The sequence below is a fragment of the Streptosporangium amethystogenes genome (assembly GCF_000721075.1).
In the GTDB taxonomy this organism is placed as follows: Bacteria; Actinomycetota; Actinomycetes; order Streptosporangiales; family Streptosporangiaceae; genus Streptosporangium; species Streptosporangium amethystogenes.
Genome location: NZ_JOEQ01000029.1, coordinates 1 through 11,890 on the forward strand (window position 1 = coordinate 1; position 11,890 = coordinate 11,890).

The 11,890-nt window shown below is 67.6% G+C and carries 13 protein-coding genes; 5 read left to right on the forward strand and 8 right to left on the reverse strand.

Features of this window, described 5'->3' with window-relative positions:
* Positions 1-360: 360 nt before the first annotated feature.
* Positions 361-1,089, reverse strand: coding sequence for a LysR family substrate-binding domain-containing protein (locus tag IG98_RS0132020; protein ID WP_245651808.1), 729 nt, complete (start codon positions 1,087-1,089; stop codon positions 361-363).
* Between the two features lie 55 nt (positions 1,090-1,144).
* Between IG98_RS0132020 and IG98_RS0132025 the strand changes: the two genes are divergently transcribed.
* The gene (locus tag IG98_RS0132025; RefSeq protein WP_030920773.1) at positions 1,145-1,510 is read left to right on the forward strand and encodes a DUF5997 family protein; all 366 of its coding nucleotides are present in this window, start codon (positions 1,145-1,147) and stop codon (positions 1,508-1,510) included.
* Positions 1,511-1,824: 314 nt separating this feature from the next.
* On the opposite strand, the gene xynC is transcribed toward IG98_RS0132025, so the two are convergent.
* The gene (gene xynC / locus IG98_RS0132030; RefSeq protein WP_030920776.1) at positions 1,825-3,474 is read right to left on the reverse strand and encodes a glucuronoarabinoxylan endo-1,4-beta-xylanase XynC; all 1,650 of its coding nucleotides are present in this window, start codon (positions 3,472-3,474) and stop codon (positions 1,825-1,827) included.
* A gap of 437 nt (positions 3,475-3,911) precedes the next feature.
* Between xynC and IG98_RS0132040 the strand changes: the two genes are divergently transcribed.
* Entirely contained in the window at positions 3,912-4,187 is a 276-nt protein-coding gene (locus tag IG98_RS0132040; RefSeq protein WP_425428135.1) for a GntR family transcriptional regulator, read from the forward strand.
* A 50-nt stretch (positions 4,188-4,237) separates the two neighbouring features.
* Here IG98_RS0132040 and IG98_RS0132045 read toward each other — a convergent pair whose 3' ends face one another.
* The gene (locus IG98_RS0132045) at positions 4,238-5,140 is read right to left on the reverse strand and encodes a GntR family transcriptional regulator (protein WP_030920781.1); all 903 of its coding nucleotides are present in this window, start codon (positions 5,138-5,140) and stop codon (positions 4,238-4,240) included.
* Between the two features lie 92 nt (positions 5,141-5,232).
* Here IG98_RS0132045 and IG98_RS0132050 point away from each other — a divergent pair, with 92 nt between their 5' ends.
* Complete coding sequence (locus tag IG98_RS0132050) at positions 5,233-6,348, forward strand: FAD-dependent monooxygenase (RefSeq protein WP_030920784.1); 1,116 nt, start codon at positions 5,233-5,235, stop codon at positions 6,346-6,348.
* 76 nt (positions 6,349-6,424) lie between these two features.
* On the opposite strand, the gene IG98_RS0132055 is transcribed toward IG98_RS0132050, so the two are convergent.
* Positions 6,425-6,640: a VOC family protein gene (locus IG98_RS0132055; protein WP_169750220.1), complete on the reverse strand. Its 216-nt coding sequence runs from the start codon at positions 6,638-6,640 to the stop codon at positions 6,425-6,427.
* Positions 6,641-6,920: 280 nt separating this feature from the next.
* A complete protein-coding gene (locus tag IG98_RS53695) occupies positions 6,921-7,487 on the reverse strand; it encodes a CGNR zinc finger domain-containing protein (RefSeq protein WP_157594629.1) in 567 nt (188 codons plus the stop codon).
* A 91-nt stretch (positions 7,488-7,578) separates the two neighbouring features.
* Here IG98_RS53695 and IG98_RS0132070 point away from each other — a divergent pair, with 91 nt between their 5' ends.
* Entirely contained in the window at positions 7,579-8,823 is a 1,245-nt protein-coding gene (locus IG98_RS0132070; protein WP_051753240.1) for an MFS transporter, read from the forward strand.
* Between the two features lie 112 nt (positions 8,824-8,935).
* Here the strand turns inward: IG98_RS0132070 and IG98_RS0132075 are convergent, their stop codons facing one another.
* Complete coding sequence (locus tag IG98_RS0132075; RefSeq protein ID WP_211264203.1) at positions 8,936-9,394, reverse strand: helix-turn-helix domain-containing protein; 459 nt, start codon at positions 9,392-9,394, stop codon at positions 8,936-8,938.
* 93 nt (positions 9,395-9,487) lie between these two features.
* Entirely contained in the window at positions 9,488-10,261 is a 774-nt protein-coding gene (locus IG98_RS0132080; protein WP_030920799.1) for a class I SAM-dependent methyltransferase, read from the reverse strand.
* 192 nt (positions 10,262-10,453) lie between these two features.
* On the opposite strand from IG98_RS0132080, the gene IG98_RS0132085 reads away from it, so the two are divergent.
* On the forward strand, positions 10,454-11,305 hold the full coding sequence (locus IG98_RS0132085) for a DUF72 domain-containing protein (protein ID WP_037971791.1): 852 nt from the start codon (positions 10,454-10,456) through the stop codon (positions 11,303-11,305).
* Positions 11,306-11,324: 19 nt separating this feature from the next.
* Here IG98_RS0132085 and IG98_RS0132090 read toward each other — a convergent pair whose 3' ends face one another.
* Positions 11,325-11,777 carry an SSI family serine proteinase inhibitor gene (locus IG98_RS0132090; RefSeq protein WP_051753241.1) on the reverse strand — a complete coding sequence of 151 codons (453 nt, stop codon included), beginning with the start codon at positions 11,775-11,777 and terminating at the stop codon, positions 11,325-11,327.
* Between the last annotated feature and the right edge of the window lie 113 nt (positions 11,778-11,890).

The following is an 11,890-nucleotide window of genomic DNA, read 5'->3' on the forward strand; positions in this document are numbered from 1 at the left end:
CGGCCGCCCCTCGAAGTACTCAACGAATCCCTTTCAACCCGAGCAGCCGCATAGGCTACGACCATAAGACGGCTGTCCGGAATCACCGAGGCACCTCACACACGCTGTACCACTCAAATAGCGCTTTATGGGTAGTGACAGGACCTTGTCGCGTGGCACCCGTCGCACTTCGCGCGACTCATCGCTGGGCGTCGGCTATCGCCCACCGCTCGGCCTGTCAGCACGATGGCGTATAGCGGAAACCGCTGAGACGGGACGCGCAATTCATCGGACATGCGGCGACATCATGCCTGCCGCCTCAGTTTGACACCGTCAGTGTTCATGTCGTTACCAGAGATGATCGGCGCATCTGTCTGCAGGTCACCGAGGTCGGGGGCCCTTCTTTTTACGGCCGGCCGGCACGGCCCGGCGACTGGAGCCGTTCTGTGCGGGTTTTTTTGCCTGGCGCTGTGCCGGTTTCTCCGCAGGGGAGGCGGGGGTACGGCCCCGCGAGCTGTTCGCCGTCCGGCCGCGGACGATGCCGATGAAATCTTCCACCAGGTCAGTGGTCGCGTCCGTGGGCCAGGCCAGCGCGACCTGAGACTGTGGCGCGTCCGGCACCGGCCGGTACGTGAGATCCCTGCGGTGGTGGAGGCGTGCCAGCGACAGCGGAACCAGGAGAATCCCAGCGTCGGCCGCTACGAGCTCGACCGCGTCCGCCGTTGTGTCCGGGCGGGTGAACGCGGGCAGCCCGGGCCGGACCGTCCACTCGATGGTGTCGTCCAGGGGATGGAACACCTCGTCGTCGACAAGGTCGGCGATGGTCACCTCGTCGGCGGCGGCTATCGCGTGGTCCTTGGGCGCCATGACCACCGTGGTCTCCAGGTAGAGAGGAATCACGCTGAGCCCGTCCCGGTCGACCGGCAGCCTGACGAATCCGGCGTCGGCGCCGCCGTTCCGCAGCAGTTCCACCACCTCGGCGGCGGGAACCGCGACCAGGGTGATCGGCACGTCGGGCATTCTCTCGGTCCAGACGTTGACCCATTTCGCGGGTGTCACCCCGGGCACGTACGCCAGCCGAAACATCCTGCCGGTCTCTCCATCAGTCACGTCCTCAGAGTACCGATGTCAAGGGAACGTGTTCCGGCTGACTACTCTTGGTGCTATGACCTCGCCCAAACCGAAGACCATCCAGACGATGAAGCCCTCGACCGTGGCCAAGAAGCTGGGTGTCCCCCTCTTGGCCACTCCCGCCGAGTTTCAGGCGAGTGTCATCTCCAGGGACGAGCTGAAAGAGTTGCAGTCGACGCCCCCCGCCTGGCTCGCCGACCTGCGCCGCGACGGCCCGCACACCAAGCAGGTCATCGCCGCGAAGCTCAAGGTCTCCATTGCCGGCCTGCTCAGAGGTGGGATCACCGTACCGCTCACCACCGCTGAGATCGATGCGCTGAAAGCGGAGAAGCCGGAGTGGCTGGAGCGCGAGCAGGCCCTCCAGGCCGAGGCCCGCAAAGCAGCACTCCGCCTCAAGTAACGCTAGAGCGCTGAGGTGCTCCAGAGATTCCGGACGCGTCTCCAGGCTGCCGCCACCGCCTCGCCGTGACGGCGCCCCTGGACGAGGCCGGAGTGGACCGTATGCGCAGGTAGGAGCCGACGGTCCCGGCCCGTCCGTCTTGTTCTGCGAGCAGGATGTCAGAGGTTCCACCCTCACGGACACGAAGAAGCCCAGGTCAGGCATGGTTGCCGCGACCTGGGCTTTGATCTTCATGCGGCCTTCTTCCGCTCCCGTGCCCGTCGAGTGGCCGATCCCTTCTCCGGTCGGGCTTTGGGGACGGTCTCACCTGTCGGTCAGACCACGGTGCAGGGGACGCCGTTGAGGGTGAAGGCGGTCGGTTTGCCGGTGTCGCCGGTGTGGGTGGCCTGGAAGCCGATGTCGATGGTGGCCCCGGGGGCGAGCGTGCCGTTGTGGCTGACGTTGCGGGCGCTCACCTGACCGCTGGAGGGCGAGTAGGTGGCGTTCCAGCCCGAGGTGATGGACTGGCCGGAGGGCAGGGTGAAGACCAGCGTCCAGCCGTTGATCGTCGAGGTCCCGGTGTTGGTGATGCTGATGTTGGCGGTGAAGCCGTTGTTCCAGGAGTTCATCGTGTAGGTGACCCGGGGCCCCGTCCCGGTGCCGCCGGTGGGCGTCGGGGTGGGCGTCGGGGTGGGCGTCGGGCCGCTCACGCCGGTCACGAAGGTCGTCACGCTTCGGGCGGGAAGCGTGACGGTGAGGGAGCCGTTCGACATGCTCGTCGTTCCCTGAGGTGCGACGTTCCTGCTCGCGTCGGTCAGCCAGGACGAGGCACTGGACGCGGTGCTGTTCGCCAGGGTGAACTGCTGGCTCACCGCGGAGGTCCCCTTGTTGATGGCGACGATGACGACCGTGGAGTCACCGCCCTTGTACGCCGAGACGTAGACGTTCGACGCCGGGTTCGCCGTCGCCTCGATCCGCACGTATCCGGGGCGGACGAACCTCGCGAAGTGCGCCATCATGGCGCCGCGCTTGCTGATCTGGCCGTCCTCCCGCATGGGGCCGTAGCTGCGCCGGATGTACCACCAGATGTACGCCTGGAACTCGGCCTCCACCATGGCGCGGTGGAGGTGCTCTCCCACGTCGAGCGCCTGCGGCCAGAGGTCCGCCGAATCGCTGCTGTTGGGGTGGTAGACCTCGGTCATCCAGAGCTCTTTGCCCGCGCCTTTTTGTTTGAAGAGGGGATAGGGGAAGTTCGCGTACGACGTGCCGTAGAGGTGAGCGCCGAGGATGTCCATGTTGGCGAGCGCCACGGAGTCGTTGAGGATCGGGTCCGAGATGTTCTTCAGGTACTGGAAGGACTCGGGTGCGATGACCCTGGTGTTGATCGAGCCGGCGTTCTCCCGCATGAACCGGAGAATCTCGGTGGGGGTCCACCACGTCCAGTCATGCGCGTAATCGGGCTCGTTCTGCACCGAGATGCCGTACAGATTCACCCCGTTGTTCCGCATGTACGTGGTGAAGTCGTTCAGGTGCTGGGCATAGGCCCCGTACATGTTGGACCTGAGGCGTTTCGCGTTGGTCTGGCTGCCGCGGACGAAGGTCTCCACCATGCTGGCCGGGGGATTCCACGGCGACGCGATGACGGTCGCCCCGAGCTCGACCGCGCGCCTCGCCGTCGCCAGATTACGGTTCCAGTCCGACTGGTTCTCGGGGACGGGGATCCTCAGCACGGAGAACCCCAACCGGCCCTCGCCGGTGCCGAACGCGGTGTCCCGCTGGGCAGCTGTCAGGTCGCCGATCCAGGCCGCGTGGGTCATGCCGCCGAAGCCTCGGATCGTCTGTCGCTGCGTCGATGGATCGATGACCGCCGTGGCGGCCACGGCCTCCGAGGCCCCCACGACCGAGGCCGCGGCCGTGAGGATCGGCAGGGCCCCCAGCGTCGTCAGGACGGTTCTCCGGTTCAGTAGCCTCCGCTCGCTGCTCATGGGCTCATTCTGTTCTTGCGTCACGTCTCCTCCTGCTGGCTGTTGGTGCTGATCCGCGCCTTATCGGTCCCTTTGGCCCGGTCGGCGCCGGTCTCCGGCGTCGCCACAGGGGTGGACCTTGATCGTGTTATCGATAACATTTTCGACCTTGATCGACTCCCATAATTGTTGGCGTTAACATTTCCCCGTATGGACCGGCACGCGAGGGCGACGGGGACGCGGACCGTGCGGAGGGGTGACACTCCGGCGGAGTCTGGTTCGGCCCTCGGCAGAGGTCAAGCACGAGGCGGGCCGGCGAGCGGGCGAACTGTACGAATGTCTCGCCGAACCGTGAAAATTTCAGCGGTTCCGCTCTGGGACGGGTCGCCAGGCAGTCGCTGCCCGTGCCGCCGTTCGAGCAACTGCGCGCTCAGCCGGCCAGGCAGATCCAGGACCGGATGCCGACGATTCGCCATCTCGCGGCCGACCTCGGCCTGGCCGTCAACACGGTCGGCAGGGCTTACCGGGAACTGGAGGAGGCCGGACTGATCGAGACCCGCGGACGGGCGGGTTCGTTCGTGTCGGCCGCCGGGGATGAGGGGCGCGAACGGGCACGCCAGGCCGACGCCGACTATGCGGCCGTGATCGCCAGTGTCGGCATCGACACCGGTGAGGCGATCCGCATAGTTCAGGCCGCGCTGACGCCCGGTGGGGCGGCATCGGCCTCCGTGTGACTCATCACGGCTTCTCAACCGGTGAACTTCCGGCGCAGGACACTAAATCATCAGTCGGTGTTTTCGATACCGAGGCCGTCGAGGAGCGTCTGGAGCCCGAACTCGAAGAGCCTGTCGAGGTCGAAGTCATAACCGTCCGCACCGAGTTCACCGATCAGTTTGGCGAGCAACGGCGCCCGTCCGGCGGCGATCACAGCGTTCACCGTGCCGCCCTGGGTGCCCTGCCACTGCTCGTCGGACAAGCCCGTGGCCGACATCGCCTGAGTCTCCCGCTCGATATGCACGGCGAGCCCCTGCGTGTAGGCGTAGAGCAGCACCTCGATGGTCATCACGGTCGCCGGATCGAGACCGAGCCCGTCGAGCGCGAGCAGCAGCTGCTCGCCGTGCCTGAGTACGCCGGGCAGTGGCAGCGGACGGCCCAGCGGGGAAAGGTGGGGCAGCCAGGGATGTCGCCGATAGATCCGCCACAACGTGCGGGCGACCAGCTCCAGCCGGTCCCGCCGGCCGAGCGTCACGTCCGGGTAGCGTTCCGCGCCGTAGGCGAGGTCCGCCATGGTCCGTACCAGGTCGTCACGGCCGCGTACCTGCCGATAGATCGCCGCGGCCGAGACGCCGAGACGCGCGGCCACGGCGCGAACGGTCACGGTGCCGATCCCTTCCGCGTCGGCGATCGCGATCCCCGCGCGCACGATCCGCTCCCGGGTCAGCTCCATCGCACCGGGATGTCGCCGCGGCCTGCTCAGCGTGGCCGCCACCACCGTCCCCGACCGGGACCTGCCCTCCACCAGTCCTTCCTCCTTGAGGACGGCGAGCGCCCGCACCGCCGTGGCCAGGGCGACCCCGAAGTCGCGCGCGATCGCACGGGTGGACGGCGTCTTGTCTCCGGGTGCGAGCTCACCCGCCTGGATGCGACGCCGGAGGTCGGCGGCGATGCGCCGGTAGGGAGCTTCCACGAGGGTTTGTCCTAGAACAGATATGACGACTGGAGCCGCATCTGTTCTAGCACAGTTGGGCGTTTGGGGGCCGCCGGGGATACCAAGGAACCATGACTTCTGTACTGATCTCCGGCGCTAGCGTCGCTGGTCCCGCCCTGGCCTACTTCCTGAGCCGGCACGGCTTCACCGTCACCGTGGTCGAGCGCGCTCCCGCACTCCGCCCCGGCGGCCAGGCGATCGACGTGCGCGGCACCGCGCTCACCGTCGCCGAGCGGATGGGGATCCTCCCCGAGGTACGGCGCTGCCGTACCCGCATGAACGGCATGTCCATGCTCGACGGCGACGGCAACGAGCTGTGGCGCTCCACCGAGATGGCGCTGTCCAGTGGCCGTCTCGACAGCGACGACGTCGAGTTGCTCCGCGAGGACCTGAGCCTCCTGATCCACGACAGGACGAAGGACGACGTCGAGTACCTGTTCGGCGACTCGATCACCTCGCTCGCCCAGGACGAGCGTGGCGTGCGGGTCACCTTCGAACGGGCGGACGCACGCCGCTTCGACCTCGTGGTCGGCGCGGACGGCCTGCACTCCAATGTCCGCCGTCTGGTGTTCGGTCCCGAGCGGGAGTTCGTTCAGCACCTCGGGACGTACCTGTCGATCTTCTCCATGGACAACTACCTTGGCCTGGAGAACTGGCAGACCTGGTTCAACGACGGGAACACGGGCGGTGCGATCTACCCGGTGCGCGACAACACCGAACTCCGCGTCAACCTCGGCTTCCAGGCCGAGGAGCCGGTCACGTACGACCACCATGATGTCGAGGCGCAGAAGCGGCTGATCGCCGAGCGTTACACGGACGCGCGCTGGGAGGTGCCTCGGCTGCTCAAGGCGATGTGGGACGCGCCCGACTTCTATTTCGACTCCATGGCCCAGGTCCGGATGGAGCGCTGGTCGGCCGGCCGGGTGACGCTGCTCGGCGACGCCGGCTACTGCGCCTCACCCCTGTCCGGCCAGGGTACGAGTCTGGCACTGGTCGGCGCGTACGTCCTGGCCGCCGAACTGGTCCGGTCGGGCCACGAGACCGCGTTCGCCGCCTATGAGGAGCGCATGCGACCGTGGGTGGCACTCAACCAGGCGCTCGCGGAGAAAAACCGCGACCACTCGGAGGAGACCTCCTCCGGGGAGAGCCCGCTGGACCACGTGAAGAACGCGATCCAGCTCCCCTGATGAGCCGGCATCGAACTGAAACACCCCGTTTCCAATCGTGGAAACGGGGTGCGCGACCGAACGGAACCATGGTCGCTCAAGAGTCGAAGTGCACCCGGTTCTTGCCGGCTTTCGGCTCGCCGGACTTCTGGAAACCCACTCCCAGGCCGTTCTCACGTTTGAGCCAGACGTACGGGCCCATGCGCGCCACGATCGGCCTGCCAAGGAGCGCTCCCCAAAACGTGGCCAGGCGCTCGGGGGCGGCACAGTCGTGATGTGCACATGAGGGTCCGTGATCTCGCAATACTCCCATATCCGCCCTTCAGCGCCGTTAGCTGGACACACTCTCGAAAGCGAGCCAGACGAGATAGGTCGTCATCGGCCCTCTCGTCAACGTGCAAGCACGCTCGCCAGAAGGCAGGCCGAATCGTGAGCCATCCCACGCGTCCCGTCAGCGGCTGCGTGATACCCGTGCTGACACTCCGTGATCTTGGCGTGGTGGTCACATGACGAAGGCCACCATGTGATGGCCGTGGCCGACGGCGTAGAGCCTGACGATTGACTGGTCACCCTCAACGACCTGATGAGCCGGATCACCGGCCACTTCGGACGGGTCGAATCCCCTCGTAGTAGCGCCGCGACTTGTCGCGGCTGCCGCAGGTGGTCATGCTGCACCACCGGCGGCGACGATTCTTGCTGACGTCCAGGAACAACCAGCAGCACGACGGGCACTTGCCGAGCCGATCCAGTGGTCCGTGGGTGAGCAGCTCGACCGCCGAAGCCGCGACCTCCCAGAGCAGGATTCGCGCCGTACGTGGCGCCCCCCACGAGAGCCGGAAGTTCCCGCCGGCCTCCTCCAGCCGGCCATGGGCAATGCCGTCACCGTGCAGCGCGACGACGACATCAAGATCCGGCTGCGGCGCCCGCCCTCCCTGCGCGAGCGGCTGAAACGCCCGGAACACCGCCTCGCGCAGCTCGCGGGCATCCGGCAGGGCCGCTGCGAGCCCGTCCGGTTCCTCGATCGGATGCCCCGTCGCCGCGGCCCAGGTCACAGCCTCCTCCGGCGTACCCAGCCAGTCCCGCCGAGCCACCGGACGAGCGTTGACCGTGTTGGCGAAGTCCAGGCACAGCGCGTTCCCAACCAACTCGATGGCAGTCACGGCATCGAGTATCTCACCGATCAAACCCCGTTGACAGGTCAGGCGGCACAGGCCACTCTATGACCGATCAAAGGTATTTGAAAGGTAAGAAATGCGCCTTCTCTCCCTGTCGCTGGGCCGGTCGTTCAACGCGCTGTGGTTCGGCACCGGTGCCGCGAACCTCGGCGACGGCATGGCGCTGTTCGTCCTGCCACTGCTCGCCGTCGCCGTCGACGCCTCGCCCGGCGGGGTGGCGGCCGTGACGGCGGCGCTCACCCTGGCATGGCCGGTCTTCGGCCTGCACGCCGGCTGGATCGTCGACCGGGTCGACCGCCGGACACTGCTGAGCGGCGTCAACCTGGTCCGCGCGCTGGTACTGTCCGGCCTCACCGTCAGTCACCTCACCGGCACCCTGTCGCTGCCGCTGCTCCTCGCCGTGGCGGTGCTGCTCGGTGTGGCCGAGACGCTGGTCGACACCGCGCTGACCTCGACCATCCCCATGGTCGTCGAGCCCGCCGGTCGCAACAGAGCCAACGCGCGCATCGAGGCGACCATCAACGTCACCAACCAACTCGCCGGCCCACCGCTCGCCGGCCTGCTGGCGAGCCTCACCCTCGCCCTGGCCACCGGTGCGAGCGCGGCCCTCTACGCCCTGGCCGTCGCGGGCCTCGCCATGATGGCCCTGCGCCGGGCACCCGCCGAGGCCCGAACCTCAGGGAGTGGCGGCGTGGTCACCGGCTTCCGGTACCTGTGGCGACAGCCGGTGGTGCGAACGCTGACCCTCTTCACCGCCGTGATGAACATCCCCTGGGCAGTCGCGACGGCCCTGCTCGTCGTGTACGCCGTCAGCCCCGGTCCGCTCGACCTCACCGCGGCCCAGTACGGCCTGGTGCTGACGGCGATGGCTGTGGGCGGGCTGCTCGCGTCGGCGGTGGTGGAGCCGTTGCGGCGCCGGTTCGGGGTGACCAGGTTGCTGATCGCCGACGCCGCCGGGACCGTTCTGCTGGTGGCGCCGGTGGCGCTGGGCGGGCCGGTGTGGACCGTGGCCGCCGGGGCAGTGATCGCTGGGGCCGGGTCGAGCATCTGGCGCATCCTGGTGGCCACGATCCGGCAGAACCTGTCGCCGCCGGAGTTGCTGGGGCGTGTCTACGCCGCGTCTCGGGTGCTCAGTTGGGGGGTGATTCCCGCCGGCGCCGCGCTGGCCGGAATCGCGGCGGAACTGTGGGGCGTACAGGCGGTTTTCGTCCTGGCCACGGGGCTCGCCGTCGTCGTGCTGGGCGCCTTCGTGCCGTACGCGCTCCGTACGGATCTGTCCGCGGCCATCGAGCCGAAAGTGGACCATCAGCCCGTCGGGTGAGCGGGGTATTCATGGGGAAATCTCCGCACCGCCTCCGATCGCGAGGAGCCGACCGTGGAGGGCGGCGGCCTGCTGGACCTGCTCGCGCCCAAGGCGTCACACGAGATCCGCCTCATCGCCTCAGCACGGAGCCATGGGCTTGACCGAACGCGAGCGGACCGCCACGGACGCACTGCCGGCTCAGCGGACGTGCTGGCTCCGCCGCCCCGCGGGCCGACAGCAGCCGGCGCAGCACGGTCGGAGTGTGTCCCAGATGCTCGCGGACGGTACGGGTCAGGTGTGCCTGATCGGCGAAACCAAGATCGGCGGCCAGGTCGGCGAGACCGCGTTCGCCCTGCGTGAGCCGGTCCATGGCCTGGCCGACGCGCACGCGGTTGCGGTAGCGGGTCAGTGACACGCCCATCTCCTGGGAGAAAACCCGGCTCAGCCGGTACGGCGAGACCTTCAGGAGCCCGGCCAGCGAGCACAGCCCCGCCGCCTCCGGCGTCCTCTGGAGGATCGCCTCGCGGGCCGTCGCGACCAGTGCCCGATCGGCGGCCACGATCCGGCTCCACCCGTCGGCGGTCCACATCAAGATTCTTTTACGCAGCCAGGCATTCGGAACAGCCGCAATCGAACGGCTCGGGGTGGAGAGAGTCAACGAACGCTTCGGCTCCGGGCCGACTCATGTTCTCTGTTCCATACTCGGACGACGCCGGTGGTCCGGTGGGATGCGGTAGACGGACACGTGGGAACGCGACTCGGCGGTGAAGTCGGCCCCGGTCCAGTCCGCGTGCCTGGTCTCCAGCTCGAACCCGGCCAACTGCGCCATGAGGTCGAGTTCGGCCGGCCAGATGTAGCGGTGTGTGCTGCGGAACAGCTGAGCCTGTCTGCTCTCGTCGAATGTGAAGTGGTGCGACACGACGTGTTGCCGCAGAACGTCGTAGGTGTCCAAACCGATGTAGCCGGGCTCGGAATGCCACACCGTGGCCTGCTGACCCGGTGGGAGCTTGCGCAGCTCGGGCACCCAGAGCTCGATCACGAACCGGCCGCCGGGTATGAGGTGGCGGGCGGCATTGCGGAAGCATGCGACCTGCTCGGATTGGGTGAGCAGGTTCGAGATCGTGTTGTAGACGAGGTAGACGAGCGTGTATTTCCCCGGGGCGACGACGGTCGCCATGTCGCCGACGATTACCGGGATCGTCGCTTCGTCCACTTTTGTGCGCAGCTGGTCGATCATCGGAGGTGACAGCTCGATGCCGGTGACGGGCACCCCTCGCTCGGCGAGCGGGACGGCCACCCGGCCGGTTCCGATGGCGAACTCGAGCGCCTGTCCGTCGTCCGCGAGTTCGGAGAGGCGGTCCAGGGTCGGCCCCAGGACCTCGGGCGCGAACATGCCGGTGCCCGGCGTGTCATAGCGCTGGGCGGCGTCGACGTCCCAGACCTTCTCCTGTCGCATGCCCCCAACGATCGCCATGGGTATACGCGTTGTCCAATGATTTTGCGACTCCACGGGGCGCGGACGTACGCAAGTCGCTGTGCGCTCGGATCCTGTCGGACATCGGCTGGGACACGACATGGGTGTACCGTCCGTGCCGACTGATCGTCCGCTCGGTGTTCCCTCCCGCCGGCCTTGGATAGCGTCGAGGTCATGCGGCTTCATGTGGGATGCGCGATGTGGACTCTCAAGTCATGGCAGGGGCGCTTTCTGCCCCATCCGCTCCCGGTCGGAGAGCGCCTGCGGGCCTATGCGACCTGGTGCAACGCGGTGGAGGGCAACACGACGTTCTACGCGACACCGGCGAGAAGCACGGTGGAGTCGTGGGCGCGGCAGACCGGGCCGGATTTCCGCCTGGTGGTCAAGCTGCCCAAGACGATCACGCACGAGGGTCGTCTTACCGGCGTCGAGGAGGAACTCCGGTCGTTCCTGGAGGCGATCGAGCCACTCGGGCCTCGCGCTCACACCCTCTGGATCCAGCTGCCGGGATCATTCGCTCCGACCGACCTCGGCACCCTGGCGGGTTTTCTTCGCGGACTTCCCCGCTCGTACAGATACGCCGTCGAGGTCCGCCACCGCGCGTTCTTCGACGACGAGCGGTCCGAACGGCTTCTCGAAGGGGTTCTCGCCGGCGTCGGTGCCGAGTGGGTCCCCTTCGACACCGTCACCCTCTTCCAGAGCCCTCCGACCAGTGACGCCGAACGGGACGCGTGGACGAAGAAACCGCGGATGCCGCGCCGGTCGGTCGCGCTCACCGACCGTCCGATCGTGCGCTACCTCGGCCGGGACGCCACGGAGCGCACGATCGAGGGCTGGCGGCAGTGGATCGACACGGTCACCGAATGGCTACGCGAAGGCCGCTCGCCGACCGTGTTCATCCATACCCCCGACAACGCCGACGCGCCGATGCTCGCCCGTCGTTTTCACGACGACGTACGGGCCCGGCTGCCCGAGGTCGAACCGCTGCCCGAGCCCATGCCTGCCGAGCCGCTGACCCTCTTCTGACCGCGTGGGCTCGGTGGGGTCAGAAGCTGCCCACGGCTCCGAGCGCACTGTGCATCTGGCAACTGTTCCCGAAGGTCTGGGACGACATGGTGAACCGGCTCTTCCACACACCGACCGCCGACACCGTCACCGGCTCATAGATCAGCGGGCAGATCAGCCCCACCGCGGGCTTGAACCTACGCACGTCGCCACTCGCGGGCTCCAGGGTCGCGCACGCCTCCCGTGTTTTCGGGTGCGTCCCTCCGTAGACCGGTGAACACTGCAACACCGCCGTGTGAGTCGACGACAGGGGGACCGCTCCCTGGCTGAGCGTCAGCACCAGCGCCCGGGCTGAGAACTCGTCTCCCGACACATCGGACATGCCCGGCCTGGGGTCACCGAGCGAATCAGCGCCGGCAGGTGACGCGCCGAGCGTGGTCATCGCACCGAGGACCGCCGAACCGAGAACCACCCACTCCGTAAGCCGCCTCATACAGCCCGTCTCCCAGCTCACGCGGTGTCCGACGCTCCCAGCGTGACCAGCGATGGCGCGGAAGCCAAGTACCGGCCCTCCAGGTGCCGGTCAAGATTCCGCGAGTGGGCAAA

Excerpts from the sequence above, each read along its gene's own strand:
- IG98_RS0132025 (WP_030920773.1), top strand. The coding sequence starts at position 1,145 with ATGACCTCGCCCAAACCGAAGACCATCCAGACGATGAAGCCCTCGACC.
- xynC (WP_030920776.1), bottom strand. The coding sequence starts at position 3,474 with ATGAGCAGCGAGCGGAGGCTACTGAACCGGAGAACCGTCCTGACGACG.
- IG98_RS0132040 (WP_425428135.1), top strand. The coding sequence starts at position 3,912 with ATGCCGACGATTCGCCATCTCGCGGCCGACCTCGGCCTGGCCGTCAAC.
- IG98_RS0132050 (WP_030920784.1), top strand. The coding sequence starts at position 5,233 with ATGACTTCTGTACTGATCTCCGGCGCTAGCGTCGCTGGTCCCGCCCTG.
- IG98_RS0132055 (WP_169750220.1), bottom strand. The coding sequence starts at position 6,640 with ATGGGAGTATTGCGAGATCACGGACCCTCATGTGCACATCACGACTGT.
- IG98_RS0132070 (WP_051753240.1), top strand. The coding sequence starts at position 7,579 with ATGCGCCTTCTCTCCCTGTCGCTGGGCCGGTCGTTCAACGCGCTGTGG.
- IG98_RS0132075 (WP_211264203.1), bottom strand. The coding sequence starts at position 9,394 with ATGTGGACCGCCGACGGGTGGAGCCGGATCGTGGCCGCCGATCGGGCA.
- IG98_RS0132080 (WP_030920799.1), bottom strand. The coding sequence starts at position 10,261 with ATGCGACAGGAGAAGGTCTGGGACGTCGACGCCGCCCAGCGCTATGAC.
- IG98_RS0132085 (WP_037971791.1), top strand. The coding sequence starts at position 10,454 with ATGCGGCTTCATGTGGGATGCGCGATGTGGACTCTCAAGTCATGGCAG.
- IG98_RS0132090 (WP_051753241.1), bottom strand. The coding sequence starts at position 11,777 with ATGAGGCGGCTTACGGAGTGGGTGGTTCTCGGTTCGGCGGTCCTCGGT.